The following is a 15,622-nucleotide window of genomic DNA, read 5'->3' as shown; positions in this document are numbered from 1 at the left end:
GTACATTTTAATTCAAATATTTATAATTCGCACCCAAGTTCGGGTCAAGACAGGCTCGGAAGTCAGTATTTTTGAGATAGAATAATAAGGAAAACTATGAAGCAGTTATCTCTTGTGGCTGGATTAGTCACACTTCTGGCAGGTGCACCTGCAGCGGCACATACCATCAACTTTGATAAAGTTGAAGTGGGTTACAAGCGTATTAGTATTGATACTAATTTTCTCGATACGCATACCGGTGTAAACCTGGCGGCAAGCAAGCGCTTTGATAACTACTATGTTGAGGGACGTTATTACAGTGTAAGTGATTCAGAGAGTACCAGTGAGCAAATTGGTGTAGAGCACTTTATTAAAGCTAACTATGAGCTAGATATTAGCCAGTTTACGCTTGGTGCGGGTTATATTCACGAATTGGACGAGGTCTCACTGTTTGATGTGAGTTTTCATATTGGCCGCATGGATCTGAAAAATAAGTTGGACGCCACGGAAACGTACAGAACACTGGCATTCCAGTCTAACCGCTCTAATTCTGACGATTTCACCTTGTATCGCTTGCGTGCTCAATATCAGACACGCGTGCTGGAAGATATTGAATTAAGAGCAGGGCTTGGTTATGAAAAAGCCGACGAAGGAGGCAGCGATGGTGACCCGTTGTTCTTTGTTGGTGCAGGCTATCACTTTAACGATATGTTCTCGGTAAATGCAGAATATCGTGATGTTGATGATTACAACACGCTGGACATCAATTTTAGATACAGCTTCTAATCGCGTATTGAGTATAAGCAGAAGGCCAGTTATTTGACTGGCCTTCGACTGTCCCCAACAATTTCCCCAATTTGTATACATTGCCAGGTGACACGTCTATAATCCCGCGCGATTTTGCGCGCTAACAGGTAGCAATTTCATCTGATGGCGCAGTCAATTTCTAAGGTTCATATTAAAAAAGGAAAAATATGAAGCAGTTATCTCTTGTGGCTGGATTCGTCACACTTCTGGCAGGTGCACCTGCAGCCGCTCATCCCATAAACTTTGACAAAGTAGAAGTGGGTTACAAACGTTTTGAACTTGATGATAAAGATCTAGAGTTAGAGCCATTTGATGATTTGACCGGTATCAATCTGGTATTGAGTAAGCGCTTTGATAGCCTGTATATAGAAGGCCGTTACTACAATGTGAGTGATGATCTTCACGTAAGCCATAACAATCCGCTAACACTGGCTGCAAATCAAAAGTCCCTTGACTTGGATACAGAATTTGAAATTCAGCAATATACAGTGGGTGCGGGTTATATCCACATACTGGACGAGACTTCTATTTTTGATGTGAGCCTGCATATTGGTCGAGTTGATTTGTCGATGGATAGCACGCTGACGTTTGGTTACCAGGACGGTAGCGTGTCAGTCAAGCCATCGATCGCGTCTGATGAGGACGATGCCACTATCTACCGTTTGCGTGCTCAATATCAGACACGAGTGCTGGAAAATATTGAACTAAAAGCAGGGCTTGGCTACGAAGAAACCAGCGGTGAAGACGGTGATAGTAACCCACTGTTCTTTGTTGGTGCAGGCTACCACTTTAACGATATGTTCTCGGTAAATACAGAATATCGCAACGTTGACGACTACGACACGCTGGACATCAACTTTAGATACAGTTTCTAATCGCGTATTAAAGTACAAGCAAAAGGCCAGACATTTAACTGGCCTTTTTTGATCTCCATAATGAAACGCGTCAGCCTTGTTTTAATTGCACCCGCATACTTATTCCACTAATATTGGAAGAAATCCGGAAACTTTTTGGAGTAATTATGGCAGACAGCAAAAAAACCGAAGTACGCTTTTCCGTTGACGCAGACTATCTGGCACAGCTACAGCAGCGTTTAGGGTTAAAAAAATCCAGCGATCTGACCAAAGTAGCACTGACCTTACTGGACTGGGCCTCAGATGAGGTAGTTCATGACAGAGCGATTTTATCTGCAGATAAGCAAGGAAAAGATGTACACAGATTAGTGATGCCTGAACTCAATAACATCAGCAAATCAAAGCCGAGCGCACAGCATTAGGTAAACAGGATGACGGATAACGCACAGGACAGCGACCAAACCAACACTCAGACACCATGGCAAAACCTGGACTTAAGCACAGCCCGGGACTCATCGCCTATGGAAGCCCCGGTGTCCGACCCTGAACCACTCACTGGCAAAGAAAAAGCCGGTGTAAACCTTACCTGGGGGATCATCGCGGTCTTAATTGGCTTTCTGCTCATTATTCTCAGCATTTTTGTCTGGGGTGAAATTCGCTTTTTTAACGCCATCACCGCCAATCCAAACAACACTTTAACTGCCGATCAAATGCAGGCCAAACTTGAGCTGCTCACCAACCAGCGCGCCACCTTCCGCGCCTTCTGGTTCGACACCCTCCAGCTGATCATTCTCAACGTACTCTTCCCAACCCTGACTGCACTGCTAGGGTACGTATTTGGCACCAGCAGGAATAATGGGGCGTAAAAAGGGTGGATGAATGCAGGGTTTGTATGTGGTTGCAAACTTTGTACGACAAGGGCGAATTCTGGCTTGATGGCCACTTTCTATATTTGTTTGGCTTTTTTACAACTGTATGTTTTGCCGTTATAGAAGCCGAATGGGTGTTCTTACTCACCTCGCCGCTGGTGGCATTTTTAGCCGCGATATTGTTAGGCCTGCTCTTGTTTTGTTTATTTATGGCTCTGGCTGTAACTCTTTTTTCCTGCCTGCTGTGTTGCTACATTAAACAAATGCTCTTTAACAAAATGACGAAATAGCGAACAATAAATCGGAAAAAGCAAGGCCAAATTTGTACCCAATATTTTTGGTAACTTTTTCCATGCGATTTTTCTTTAATGAAAACAAGTATATAATTTTAGAGTGTTCCCCGCACGAGCGGGGCTGAACCGAATGATCAAGAGTGCCTTGAATAGGTGTTGTAGTGTTCCCCGCACGAGCGGGGCTGAACCGTAACTCGGACTTTTTCCGCTTCTGACCAAATACGTGTTCCCCGCACGAGCGGGGCTGAACCGCGCCTGTCAAACGCTGATAATGCGCCACATTCGTGTTCCCCGCACGAGCGGGGCTGAACCGGAATGAACACGATGACAATCACAAAAGCGCAAGTGTTCCCCGCACGAGCGGGGCTGAACCGTCTTTACGCATGATGTTACTGACCGTCTTTTGGTGTTCCCCGCACGAGCGGGGCTGAACCGCACCAAGACACAACCGCAAAGCGAGAGTCATTGTGTTCCCCGCACGAGCGGGGCTGAACCGTGTTAGTCAGTCGATAAATGTAAACTCTAACTGTGTTCCCCGCACGAGCGGGGCTGAACCGCCTTTTTCTTTGATGGAGTTATAGAGGAAGGCGTGTTCCCCGCACGAGCGGGGCTGAACCGGGCCTGAGTAAGCACTTCGTGGTCCAATAGTTGTGTTCCCCGCACGAGCGGGGCTGAACCGGCTTACCGCAGCCTTTAGCCATCCGAAGCAGGGTGTTCCCCGCACGAGCGGGGCTGAACCGTAATTGAATTTACTAAGCCTCAAATGAGCAAAGTGTTCCCCGCACGAGCGGGGCTGAACCGCTGAGCTATGCAGGTGAGACACCGATTGAAATGTGTTCCCCGCACGAGCGGGGCTGAACCGCAGTGCCAGCACTGCCACATAAATCGGCGCTAGTGTTCCCCGCACGAGCGGGGCTGAACCGATGTAGCCACCAAACTGCTCGAACGAGAGCTGGTGTTCCCCGCACGAGCGGGGCTGAACCGGTCTGAGCGTTGTCGGCGTAATGCGGTTTCGGGTGTTCCCCGCACGAGCGGGGCTGAACCCTCAAACCCCCACATGTCCACCCGATCCGTGACGTGTTCCCCGCACGAGCGGGGCTGAACCGAAACTGCCTGCTACGCTGGTTGATTGCTTCATGTGTTCCCCGCACGAGCGGGGCTGAACCGGCAGAGCAGGCATATGCACCGAAAAAGGACGGGTGTTCCCCGCACGAGCGGGGCTGAACCGGCATCGCCAGATGCGCCTCATCAATAAAAAACGTGTTCCCCGCACGAGCGGGGCTGAACCGGGCACGCATATTTATTATTTCCGTTAATGAGCGTGTTCCCCGCACGAGCGGGGCTGAACCCGCCACGCGTTACCAGCACAGACGGCCTGGCCGGTGTTCCCCGCACGAGCGGGGCTGAACCGCGCTGTGCCCAATACCCAAATCTCGTTGTCTTCGTGTTCCCCGCACGAGCGGGGCTGAACCGCCTCAACGGCGTGCGCGATGGCGTGGATGGGTGTGTTCCCCGCACACGCGGGGCTGAACCGCCAGTCTGGCGAATATCATGCCCAGCAATGGAGTGTTCCCCGCACACGCGGGGCTGAACCGAATTCTGTCCATCAATGCATTAATGCGAGTATGTGTTCCCCGCACACGCGGGGCTGAACCGCACCGCGCAAAATCTATGAAACTCGCGAGTACGTGTTCCCCGCACACGCGGGGCTGAACCGTGCTTTGGTTATTACAGGCATAGAGCGCCAGTGTGTTCCCCGCACACGCGGGGCTGAACCGTACTCGAAGCTGGGGACGCAGGCACGATTGCCGTGTTCCCCGCACACGCGGGGCTGAACCGGCACAAATAAGCTCAGCCGGTGCTGCGCATGGGTGTTCCCCGCACACGCGGGGCTGAACCGGCTATGCTGTCTGATGATGGCAGCTATGGAGGCGTGTTCCCCGCACACGCGGGGCTGAACCGTGCGGGCGGCCCGCACTATAATCAGAATGATTGTGTTCCCCGCACACGCGGGGCTGAACCGCGCTCGCGGTGTTTTGAAAATCCTGACGGCTCGTGTTCCCCGCACACGCGGGGCTGAACCGGTTGGTCAATGCCTGTTATCAGCAGGGTGTTGGTGTTCCCCGCACACGCGGGGCTGAACCGTCGAGATAAACCAACATTCACTTCTAAAATAGGTGTTCCCCGCACACGCGGGGCTGAACCGCATGTATTTTCCCGCAGCATCAAAATCCATTTGTGTTCCCCGCACACGCGGGGCTGAACCGGTTCAGTTACTGATTACGGCTTGTCGGACATTGTGTTCCCCGCACACGCGGGGCTGAACCGCAGGGTCTTGCTGACGCACAGGTCAAAGATGGGTGTTCCCCGCACACGCGGGGCTGAACCGCAGCTCGGTGCAAATGGGGAGTTTGATGCTATGTGTTCCCCGCACACGCGGGGCTGAACCGACAGCTTGCCTGGCTTGGTTTTCTTGTTCTGGGTGTTCCCCGCACACGCGGGGCTGAACCGGCGCGCATGCTTGCGGATGGCTGGTTTAAACTGTGTTCCCCGCACACGCGGGGCTGAACCGGCGCGCATGCTTGCGGATGGCTGGTTTAAACTGTGTTCCCCGCACACGCGGGGCTGAACCGCCCCGCGAGGGGCCAGCATTACGCGCCCCCGGGTGTTCCCCGCACACGCGGGGCTGAACCGCTGGGATTTTCCTTGTCTTAGTTCGCGCTTTATGTGTTCCCCGCACACGCGGGGCTGAACCGAGCTGGATGGTCGAGGTGAAAACCTGAAAATGGTGTTCCCCGCACACGCGGGGCTGAACCGACGACCAGGACGAAATTGTGCAAATGACCGAGGTGTTCCCCGCACACGCGGGGCTGAACCGTTATTGCTAGTTTCACATCACATGTAGCAGCCGTGTTCCCCGCACACGCGGGGCTGAACCGGAGTCAGTAATGAACATTGCAAGATACAATGCGTGTTCCCCGCACACGCGGGGCTGAACCGAATCCGGGCCACGTTCCGGCTCAGGTCCGCAAGTGTTCCCCGCACACGCGGGGCTGAACCGCGCGAGATAAGACAAGGGAAAAGCAAGCTCCAGTGTTCCCCGCACACGCGGGGCTGAACCGCCATGTCGTCGTACCCGTCCTGCTTGTCGTTTGTGTTCCCCGCACACGCGGGGCTGAACCGCAAAAGTCGGCCTTAGAACGGATCACCAAAAGGTGTTCCCCGCATACGCGGGGCTGAACCGGCAAAGTTCAGACTGATTTGATGCACAACAATGTGTTCCCCTACGCACGGGGCTGAACCGCCTATGACTATCCGCACACTTGTTTGATATCTGTGTTCCCTGTACGGACGGGGCTGAACCGGTTCACCGGTATAACCTGGATCTTCAGCCATAGTGTTCCCCGCAGGTGCGGGGCTAAACCGGGGCTGGCGGTGGAGTCTGCGTTCCTCGTGACGTGTTCCCCGCAGGTATGGGGCTGAACCGCTACTGGATGAGATTTTTGGCGCCAGCAAGACGTGTTCCCCGCATACGCGTGGCTGAACCGGTGGCTTATATGAGGTGTGGCGGCAGGGCGAGACTCGAACTCACATCATATATAAACAGCATATAACCGTTACCCATTGGAAACACTGCCGCCAGATTCGATTATTGCTCAAGCTAACCAGCTTGTGAAGCGACACTTGGCTTTGTGAATCAAGATAATACAGTGAGTGCGTTGAAGTGGCGGCAGGGTGAGAATCGAACTCACATCACTGTAATACAGCCCCTTACCTATCGGGGTACACTGCCGCCAGACTGATTATTAATCTCCCATCAAAAAAATGCCAGTACGATTGCTCTGGCAGTTTGTCTCAGGTCAATGACTTGTATCGCTTGTTTTGATACATTTATTTCACGATAAGTTTACTAAAGTGTTTTATGCAGGCTAAGGAAGAGCAGTATTTTCGGTATATTGAAGCGGTGTTGTTTTGGCAAGGAGAAATCCAAACCGGTACTTTCCAGGATAAATTCAAGCTTTCAAGGCCTAGCGCACGGCGTTATGTTACCGACTTTATCGAGCGTTACCAGATTGCAGCAAGCTATAACGAGTCTGAGAAAGCCTATGTACTGGCAAGCCCCTTTACACCTAATTATATTTCTCAGGATTTTGTTGAGTACGCCAGTTTGACCGGCGATCAGTACGTCCATAATCTGAGCACCTCCACCATCACAGCGCTGGCGTTACCACACAGAAAGCTCAATCCAACCATTTTGCGACCCATATTAAATGCCTGTCGGCGACAAAGCGTGCTGGATATTCGCTATCAGTCTATAAAAGAAGGCGACGAAACTGAACGCGTGATCCGCCCTCACACCTTGATCAACTCCGGGCTGCGCTATCACCTGAGAGCCTACTGTGAAAAAGCCAAAGGGTTCAGAGACTTTTCATTATCGCGTATCGTTTCTGCCTCCCCTGAATTTATCAGCAAAGCACAAAAGTACAAAAAAGACGACGAAGCCTGGCAGCAGGAAGTCACTTTAACCATTATCCCCGACCCAAGACTCAGCGAATACGCCCAGCAAGTTATCGCCCACGACTTTGATATGCACAATCACCAAAAGCAAATTAAAACCAATGCTGCACTGATCAATTACCTGATCAGCATTTTGAGGCTAGACGTTCAGCATCCGCACCCGGAAGCCCAACAAATAGTGATGGAACCGGCTTGTTATCGGGAGCTGAGGGCCAGAAGGTTGTTATGGAACAGCTAAACAAACGCACCAGACCGGGTAATTTTTTTACTGGTTGCAATCGCAGGATTGTTGGCATTCTATTCGCGTCGTAAGCTGAGTGTATTAAAAGCAAGGAAGTAATAGTGTGAGTGATTTTAACAGCGATATTTTTCAGTTCTGGGGCAAGGCCGATGAACAAAGTACGTTACCCGCAGTATGTCATATGCTGGATGTCGCCTTTGTCGCCCGGGCGATTATTCTCAAGCTGGCAGCACAGGAGCGGGCTATTTTACTCAAGCCGTTTTTAGCTATTGAAGGCGTTGATGAGGATACCGCGATTGCTATGGTAGTGTTGCTTATTGCTCTGCATGATATTGGTAAGATCACACCGGGTTTTCAGTATAAGTTGCATGATCGGGTAAAGGGTTTGTTTGATACCGAGGTTTATTGTCAAAAAGGCGCGGATGAGACTAAGCATGGTACATCGGGTTACGAGATTTTATCAAACTGGGCCACAAAGACAGGTCTGAACCGCTATGCTGTTAAGCCTTTAGTTTCTTCCGTTGCTAGTCATCATGGAGAATTTGTAACTGGCTCAAATAACGGTCGGTTTTGGGGGCGAAAATCGGCGTGGGAAACAATCCAGACTCAAGCAATAAGCTGGTTACTCGATTACTTTCAGGTTGACGTATCACAGCTTTGTGAGATTGATGATGAATTACTTACTCCTACTTGGTACGCCTATACGGCTGGGTTGTGCTCTGTTTCTGATTGGATTGGCTCTGACCCTTACCATTTTACCTATATCAGTGCAGAAGCGTATTTTTCTGATATTGCACTGCGTATTGACGCGGCGCAACGGTTGTCAGATACGCTAAGCATCAAACATATTAAAGCTGCACAAAGTATCATTGAATTTAATAAAGTATTTGAGTTTAAGCCCAACGCATTGCAGCAAAGCATGCTGGCTTTATTTAACTCACAAGAATTACCCTGGCTGACAGTGATTGAAAGCGGTATGGGGAGCGGAAAAACAGAAGCAGCACTCATCCTGGCGGATCATTTTATTCGTAATCTGGACCACTCAGGGCTGTATGTCGCTATGCCATCTCAGGCTACAGCGAATCAACTCTATAAACGGACATTAAAGTTCCTGAAGCACGAGTCCTTGGGATATGAGGACATTGAAACCCATTTAAAACACAGTAATGCCGAATTTAACCCAGCTTATGAGGGGTTGTTGCTGTCCAGTATTGAGAATCTGAATGAGCAAAATTCAGTAAAGGCTAATTTATGGTTTACAGCTAAAAAAAGGGGGCTATTGGCCGGAGCCTGTGTTGGCACTATTGATCAGCTACTTATGGCCGCCATGCTTTATAAGCATAACTTTGTACGGTTATTCGCTATTGCAAATAAAACCATCATTTTAGATGAGGTACATGCACTAGATTACTTCCAACTTTCTTTGCTCAAAAACACGTTACGGTGGATGGCAAAATTGAAAGTCAGGGTGATCATCTTATCTGCTACTTTACCTAAGCTAATGCTCCGAGAGTTAGTGCAGGCTTATGGCCAGGAGTTCGGTGAGAATATTGAGATAAAAGAGGCAGCCTATCCGAGGCTTACAACTTATAGCGGAGGGCAGTTGGCGACATCTGTTCACGTTGCAGAAGGTGAAAATACTGATGAGCTGGCTTCACCACCTAAACGGTTTGGGATTCAGTTACATAAAACCACGCCACAACAGTGCGTTGAAAAGATGGCAAGCGATGTTTTAGCACGCGCAAAGGAAGCGGGGTGCGGTGTATTTGTGTGTATTCTGAATACGGTGAACGCGGCACAGGCACTCACTGAAATTATCCTTGAGTACTGCAATCAGAGAGAAAGTCAAAACATGCAGTGTCTGGTGTTTCATGCCAGATACCCCATCGGTAACCGCTTAGCCATCGAAGACATGGTTGAATATCTGGTAGGCAAGAATCCGGGAGACCGAAAAGCGGTTAATCCAAATCGACCCGTCAAAGATCAGTGTTTAATTCTAATTGGGTCCCAAGTTTTGGAACAGAGTTTGGATTATGACGCCTGTGAGATGTTTACTCAGGTCGCACCCATTGATCTGATCATGCAGCGGCTAGGGCGGATATGGCGGCATCAGGTAAATAACCCTTTCAGATCTAAGCTTGTTCAAAGCCCGAGACTTAATGTCTATTTGCCGGGGTTAGATGAGATCCCTGAAGACTACGCTAAATGGCTTGGATACGCTGATGTTAAAATTTACCCGTCGCATATACTCGCGGTAACGACCCGTTTGCTGTGGGAGGAAGCTGCAAGTTCAGGGATAAATAACGGTTTCGAGTTGGATCTTGATACAGAGATTGATGATTGGGTAAATAACGTGTACAACGATATTGAGCAGCAGGTGGGCTGGTTGAGGCAGGAGCAAGAAAAAGCGTTTGAATTCGAGCTTGAAAAGAAGCTCGTGTACCGGCTTGCTAACAACATGATGTTCGATGCAGACCAGGAAGATGTATCGGATTTGCTGGATTATCTAAATGATCAGTTTGATGATGAGGACTTGGTTTTATCGACCCGGCTTGCCAGTCTCAGTGTGCAGATAATTCTGCTGATCCAGAATGAAGACGGCTCGTTGGTACCCATTACCGAATATCAGCCTTACCTGCAACAATGCCAGACGCCCATGAGAGAAAATACTCCCTATGAAGCGATAAACTGGCGTGCAGATAAACGCTTTAATAAAAATGATATTGGCAGACTGAAGCAATCCTTGGTGAAACTCAGCCATGCAGACTGGGTTGAGCACTTTCGTGAGGTTGAAAGCAACTGGCCATTTGATTTTGTTGCTAAGGATGTATGGCAAAGAACTTCGCAGCTACACAGTTGTTTACCGGTTATCTTAGATCAGCATTTTACCTACTCAGTGACCTCGATTGGCACACTTAAACTAGATCCAGTATTGGGGTTAAAAGTAGAGAAATGCAGGAGTAGTCACAACCATTCTAAGAGGTAAGAAGCCGATAGCAAAAGCTATCGGCAGACGCCCCGTGCGTACGGGGAACACATGAAGTACGCAGACATAAATGACCGTACTACTAGGTTTATCCCCGAGTGCTCGGGGAACTAAGGTTAGTGTAGCCATAAATTTTAGGTTTTTGAACTTTATTAAAATAAAAGAGTAGAACGGTATGTAGGTCAGCAAATTAGCAAATATTAATCCTAATTTGACAGTATCTGAGTTCGAGTCTAGCTTTAATAACTATGATGAAAAAATAGGCACTGTATACAATGTTTTCAGGACTAGCTGAAGCGATTGAAGCGCTACAAAATGCCAACACTACAACATATATATTGTTGTTTATTTGCGCCATCTCACTGCTTATTTGGGCTATTTCTAAATTATTTGGAAAGAGCGACGAGTAAAGCGCAGTCACATAATACTTACGAGTAATAACTAAGTGAATTGCATACAAACCTACAGGAGGACTTAAAGGATTATGAATTACGATCTTTTGGAACAGGAGTGCTGGATCCCGGCACAAAATTTAGAGGGTGAGATCCGGCATTACTCAATACTCGGTGTACTGCAGGCAGCCCCTCAACTGCGCCAAATTGTGCATGACAGGCCATTGGCCGTCAGTGCAATTTCAAGGCTATTGTTAGCCATATTGTACCGCAGTTACCGATATTTAAGCAGTAAAAATTGGCACAAAGCATTTGAACAAGGGGAGTTTGATGCGTGTGTATTTGATTATATAAAGTCTGACCGATGCCAGGGCAAGTTCGATCTGTTTTGTGCGCAGCATCCCTTTTTTCAGACTGCCGAATTTCAAAAAGACAATGGTGTAACCACGTCGGTTAAAAAGCTAGTGCCCGACTATAGTACAGGTTCAAATAAGCTACTCTGGAGCCATTTGGCTGATAGTAAAAAGTTCTCAATTTCAGCGGGTGAGGCGGCTATCCAGCTACTGGTTTGTCAGTATTTTAGTCTCGGCGGTGGGGTAAGTGGCAGTTCAAACTTATTTAAGAAACATCCCAACTTTACCAATGCGCCGTTAGTGGGCGGTGCTGTAGTGATGGTTGAAGGGGAAAACTTATTCCAAACTCTGATGCTTAACCTGAAAATGCCTAAAGATAAAGCCCTGCTGGATGACACAGATCTGCCTGTCTGGGAGCAAGCAGATAGTAAGCAGGAAGCCCCTAAAGCCAGGGCTATGCGTGGCTTAACCGACTATCTGACATGGCGTTCAAGGCACGTTCGGCTTATTGCTGAGGAAGATGGATCAGTGTCTGAAATGCATTTTTCTCAGGGCCTGCCAACACCGGAAGAAATGCCACGGGAACCTTATTTTGCTTACCGTCTTAACAAAGACGAAAAAATGCTGCCTGTTCGACTGAGCTTTGCACGCAGTTGCTGGCGAGAGACGGCTAATCTGTTGCGACTGGCGGAATTTACGAAAGGCAAAATAGCAACCAAAGACTTGCGGCCAGCGGGCATTCAGCAACTGGCAACATTGGATAACAGTGTGTTAAGTGGACTTACACTGAACTGTCAGCTGATAGGGTTGGATAACAATAAAGCTAACCCGCTTTCATGGTTTAATGAGCGCTTGCCCTTGCCAGCAAACCTGGTGCAAAAAGACGCAGAGTTGGGGATTAATTACAGTGAGTTATTGGTACATGGTTTGAAAAACGCAGAAGGAATGTTCTATCAGCTTGAAAATGCAATTAGGGTATTTGCTCGGCATTTGTTGCCTGATGGTGCTCGGGTGCAGGATGTGACTGCAAGGGTGTCTGCAATCAACCCAGGCAGATTTTACTGGCCACGGCTAAACGAAGGGTTTGAGCAGTTTGTCTGCGCGCTGAGCACTAACACAGATGATGCCAATGCTAAATGGCGTGCACTTTGTCTCGACACAGCGATGAAGGCGTTCGAAGGTGCGACGGTGAGTTGGCGTTATGGAGGCTCAAAAGTTAAAAAAGGGTTGGGTCTTGCGTCACAGCAGCTGGAGCGGGCACTTTATGGACGTGAATGGCAGTCTAGCCAATACTGGAGTCTGGATACACAGACGTTAGTGGCAAAACTGGAGAAATGGGCAAATCCAGATCATCCAAACCGAGAAATTCTCGCGGCGCTGAAAAAGTCACTCGACCAGCAAAAGAGCACACACGTTGCCGTCATGCCCTATCTAGCTCACCTTTTATCTGACGACTTAACAAGAGCTGAGACTCAGGCCTTTGTTGCCGGGCTGTTTGCCAGTCATAACACGCTGTACTTTAGCGAAAAACATCAGAGCTTTGGGAAAGTATGGCAGATCTGCGATGGCAGTGAGCGCCCCGGTATGAGCTTTCGCTTTGAGTGCTTGCTCGAGGCCAAAGGCGAGCAATTAAAACATACGCTGCGCCAGATGGTACAAATTCTAAAAAGCAAAGACATTGCCATTGATTACCGCACCCTGATGGAAGATCTCTATCACTGGGATAGCGACGACAAACGCATTCAACTTAAATGGGCCAGAGATTACTGGGCCAAACCAACTCAATCCGATGAGTCTACAGACTCAGCAGACGCGACAAATTAAAAAGGAGTTACCTTATGTCTTTTATCGAATTTCATGTATTACAGAACTTTGCCCCCAGCAACTTAAATCGTGACGATACCAATACGCCTAAATCTTGTGTGTTTGGTGGTTCACAACGGGCGCGTATCTCAAGCCAGTGTCAGAAGCGTGCGATCCGCACGCATGGGGCATTTAACGATGCAGTGGTAGAGCATCAGGGCGACCGCGCAGTACGCACTCGTAAGCTAGCTATCGACATCCGTGATCACCTGATTACTAATGGTAATGACGAAAAGCAAAGCGAAATCGTCGCACAAAAGCTGTTAGAACAGGTAAAGCTGAGCCTGAGCAAAGACAAAAAGCATCCGTTTAAAACAGAATATCTGCTGTTTCTTGGATTAAATGAAGTGAGTGCTTTGAAAGCGATTGCTGAGGCGCACTTCAGCGAGTTTCAGGCAGACAAGCTGGACAAAGCCATCACCAAAGCAGTGGGCGATGTGTTTGTAAAAGAGGGCAAGTCCTTCGCCGCAGATATCGCACTATTCGGCCGTATGGTTGCGGACAACAACAATATCAATGTTGATGCGGCGTGCCAGGTGGCTCATGCAATTTCAACCAATATCGTTACACCAGCCATGGACTTTTTCACTGCTGTAGACGACGAGTTGCAGGCGGGTGAGCAAGGCTCTGGCATGATGGGTGGCGTTTACTTTAACAGTGCCTGTTATTACCGCTATGCCCAGATCAATATAGATAAACTAGCGGCCAACCTTGGGCAAGATAAGGAACAGGTGACTGGCGCGGTAAAAGGGTTTTTCCGGGCGTTAGTTCAGGCGGTGCCATCGGGTAAACAAAACAGTTTTGCGGCGCAGAACCCGCCAAGCTATATCAAAGTGAATGTACGCAAAGATGGTGCGCCTTGGTCTCTGAGCAACGCATTTACTCAGGCGGTAATGATAGACAAGCCTGATGAAGCGGAGCTTGAGCACCAGTCGGCACAAAAACTGGAAATGTTCGCCAAGAAGCTTGCTGGAATGTACGGTGAATCGGGCTTTATTTTTGAGGGCCGCAGCACTTACATCGACAATCTGGAAGAGTATCAGGACAAAGACAGTGGCACCATTGCACAACTGGAAGCTCAGATGCTTGATGCACTGCAAGGTGCTTTGGAGTGTCAATGAGCACTTTGTTGATCCGACTAGCCGGACCAATGCAGTCATGGGGGCTAAAAAGTGCTTTTGAACTGCGCAACACTCAGCTTGATCCGACAAAAAGTGGTGTGATCGGTTTGCTGTGTGCATCGCTAGGACGTGAGCGAAATGAGCCTCTGAATGATCTTACAGCATTGCGAATGGGCGTGCGTATAGATAAACCAGGCGATCTGGCATTTGATTACCAGACGGCGCTGAATGTGGCAAAGGCTGACGGTGGCAAGCCGGATACGCAGCTGTCACATCGTGCTTATCTGGCAGATGCCGCCTTTTGGGTGGGCTTTGAAGGCGACGTGGCTTTACTTAAAAAACTACATCATGCTTTGCTGAACCCGGTCTGGCCACAGTTTTTAGGGCGTAAGTCATATTTGCCGGGCATTCCTTTAGTTGATCCCCATAGTGCGTGTATAGAGTTACCTTTAGAGCTGGCGTTGCAACAAGCACCAAGAATGCAAGCCGAGCATGAAAAGGTAGCCGGAACACCGGTGAAATACATCATAGACAGCGAGGCACAAGAAGGCACTGAGCAACGGCATGACGTGCCACTGAACTTTGAGATAAACCACAGAGCCTTTACATTCAGAAGCGTTAAAAGCAGCTGGGGGTTAGTGGATACGGAGGAAGTGCTATATGTCTGACACTCTTTGGTATGAAAGCCGATTGTATTTTGATCCAGAGCAGGCGGGAGAAGATCTTGGGTTTTTACATCCCGATGATCTTTACAAGCAGCATCAGTGGGTGTGGCGTAGTTTTGCTGGCAGCGAGCTGACTCAGGCTGATTTTATGTTTCGTGTGGATATGGCGTTGCCAGTGCCAACAGTGTTTATTCGCTCAAAACGTCAGTTAAAAGATGCCATTAAAAGCTGGAAAATAGTCACTCAAACACAGCCGGAACAGCTCAAAGAAGCAGGGCTGGTTCAGTTCTCGTTGCGAGCTAACCCGACGGTAGATATTACACCAAAAGGAGAGAAAACTCGCCGTCACGATGTTTTGATGCATGCTAAAAAACAGGCTCAAAAAGCAAATGGCGATGTGAATGAAGCTGTTGATATTGCTGCAAAAGCCTGGCTTGACAAAAAACTACAAAAGGGTGGTCTGGAGTTGCTGACTCAGTGTATTGAGTTCAGCAATTACAAGCAGCACAAAGTGGTTAAAAAGGACGGGGCCAGGCCCATCCAGTTGAGTACGCTCGATTATTTTGGCGTGGCGAAAATCACCGATGCGCAAAAACTGGACCAGGCATTATTCAACGGCATCGGCCGCTCCAAAGCTTTTGGTTGCGGGCTGATGTTGATTAAGCCACTGTAACCTGATCA

10 protein-coding genes, 1 tRNA gene and 1 CRISPR repeat array are annotated in these 15,622 nt (G+C 48.7%); of the genes, 10 read left to right on the top strand and 1 reads right to left on the bottom strand.

Annotated features, from left to right (window positions below; all coding sequences use genetic code 11):
- The first annotated feature begins 96 nt into the window (after positions 1-96).
- The 4 genes from ACXAH1_RS16755 to ACXAH1_RS16740 all read left to right on the top strand — a co-directional run bounded on the left by ACXAH1_RS16755 (position 97) and on the right by ACXAH1_RS16740 (position 2,506).
- A complete protein-coding gene (locus ACXAH1_RS16755) occupies positions 97-765 on the top strand; it encodes an outer membrane beta-barrel protein (protein ID WP_475198238.1) in 669 nt (222 codons plus the stop codon).
- A gap of 188 nt (positions 766-953) precedes the next feature.
- On the top strand, positions 954-1,661 hold the full coding sequence (locus ACXAH1_RS16750) for a hypothetical protein (RefSeq protein ID WP_475198236.1): 708 nt from the start codon (positions 954-956) through the stop codon (positions 1,659-1,661).
- A gap of 146 nt (positions 1,662-1,807) precedes the next feature.
- Positions 1,808-2,062: a hypothetical protein gene (locus tag ACXAH1_RS16745; RefSeq protein ID WP_054013689.1), complete on the top strand. Its 255-nt coding sequence runs from the start codon at positions 1,808-1,810 to the stop codon at positions 2,060-2,062.
- Positions 2,063-2,071: 9 nt separating this feature from the next.
- The gene (locus ACXAH1_RS16740; RefSeq protein WP_475198232.1) at positions 2,072-2,506 is read left to right on the top strand and encodes a hypothetical protein; all 435 of its coding nucleotides are present in this window, start codon (positions 2,072-2,074) and stop codon (positions 2,504-2,506) included.
- A 396-nt stretch (positions 2,507-2,902) separates the two neighbouring features.
- A CRISPR array of direct repeats spans positions 2,903-6,046; the repeat unit is 29 nt; unit sequence GTGTTCCCCGCACACGCGGGGCTGAACCG.
- Positions 6,047-6,528: 482 nt separating this feature from the next.
- Here ACXAH1_RS16740 and ACXAH1_RS16735 read toward each other — a convergent pair.
- Positions 6,529-6,597: transfer RNA gene (locus ACXAH1_RS16735), tRNA-OTHER, on the bottom strand.
- Between the two features lie 127 nt (positions 6,598-6,724).
- Here ACXAH1_RS16735 and ACXAH1_RS16730 point away from each other — a divergent pair.
- The 6 genes from ACXAH1_RS16730 to cas6e all read left to right on the top strand — a co-directional run bounded on the left by ACXAH1_RS16730 (position 6,725) and on the right by cas6e (position 15,614).
- The gene (locus tag ACXAH1_RS16730) at positions 6,725-7,558 is read left to right on the top strand and encodes a WYL domain-containing transcriptional regulator (RefSeq protein WP_475198230.1); all 834 of its coding nucleotides are present in this window, start codon (positions 6,725-6,727) and stop codon (positions 7,556-7,558) included.
- A 106-nt stretch (positions 7,559-7,664) separates the two neighbouring features.
- Entirely contained in the window at positions 7,665-10,547 is a 2,883-nt protein-coding gene (gene cas3 / locus ACXAH1_RS16725; protein ID WP_475198228.1) for a CRISPR-associated helicase Cas3', read from the top strand.
- A gap of 484 nt (positions 10,548-11,031) precedes the next feature.
- A complete protein-coding gene (casA, locus tag ACXAH1_RS16720; protein ID WP_475198226.1) occupies positions 11,032-13,116 on the top strand; it encodes a type I-E CRISPR-associated protein Cse1/CasA in 2,085 nt (694 codons plus the stop codon).
- 14 nt (positions 13,117-13,130) lie between these two features.
- Positions 13,131-14,276: a type I-E CRISPR-associated protein Cas7/Cse4/CasC gene (gene cas7e, locus ACXAH1_RS16715; protein WP_475198224.1), complete on the top strand. Its 1,146-nt coding sequence runs from the start codon at positions 13,131-13,133 to the stop codon at positions 14,274-14,276.
- The gene (gene cas5e / locus ACXAH1_RS16710) at positions 14,273-14,944 is read left to right on the top strand and encodes a type I-E CRISPR-associated protein Cas5/CasD (protein WP_475198222.1); all 672 of its coding nucleotides are present in this window, start codon (positions 14,273-14,275) and stop codon (positions 14,942-14,944) included. Before cas7e ends, cas5e begins: the two co-directional genes overlap by 4 nt.
- Positions 14,937-15,614 (top strand): type I-E CRISPR-associated protein Cas6/Cse3/CasE, encoded by a 678-nt coding sequence (gene cas6e / locus ACXAH1_RS16705; RefSeq protein WP_475198220.1) that lies wholly within the window; start codon positions 14,937-14,939, stop codon positions 15,612-15,614. The genes cas5e and cas6e overlap by 8 nt, the downstream gene beginning before the upstream one ends.
- Positions 15,615-15,622 lie beyond the last annotated feature (8 nt).

This window comes from Pseudoalteromonas sp. AWH4_217, from assembly GCF_056161105.1.
The sequence above is the reverse complement of the archived record's forward strand: the minus strand, read 5'-3'. Positions and strand labels throughout refer to the sequence as shown.

Coding starts and splice junctions, on each gene's coding strand:
- ACXAH1_RS16755 (WP_475198238.1), top strand. CDS start 97: ATGAAGCAGTTATCTCTTGTGGCTGGATTAGTCACACTTCTGGCAGGT.
- ACXAH1_RS16750 (WP_475198236.1), top strand. CDS start 954: ATGAAGCAGTTATCTCTTGTGGCTGGATTCGTCACACTTCTGGCAGGT.
- ACXAH1_RS16745 (WP_054013689.1), top strand. CDS start 1,808: ATGGCAGACAGCAAAAAAACCGAAGTACGCTTTTCCGTTGACGCAGAC.
- ACXAH1_RS16740 (WP_475198232.1), top strand. CDS start 2,072: ATGACGGATAACGCACAGGACAGCGACCAAACCAACACTCAGACACCA.
- ACXAH1_RS16730 (WP_475198230.1), top strand. CDS start 6,725: ATGCAGGCTAAGGAAGAGCAGTATTTTCGGTATATTGAAGCGGTGTTG.
- casA (WP_475198226.1), top strand. CDS start 11,032: ATGAATTACGATCTTTTGGAACAGGAGTGCTGGATCCCGGCACAAAAT.
- cas7e (WP_475198224.1), top strand. CDS start 13,131: ATGTCTTTTATCGAATTTCATGTATTACAGAACTTTGCCCCCAGCAAC.
- cas5e (WP_475198222.1), top strand. CDS start 14,273: ATGAGCACTTTGTTGATCCGACTAGCCGGACCAATGCAGTCATGGGGG.
- cas6e (WP_475198220.1), top strand. CDS start 14,937: ATGTCTGACACTCTTTGGTATGAAAGCCGATTGTATTTTGATCCAGAG.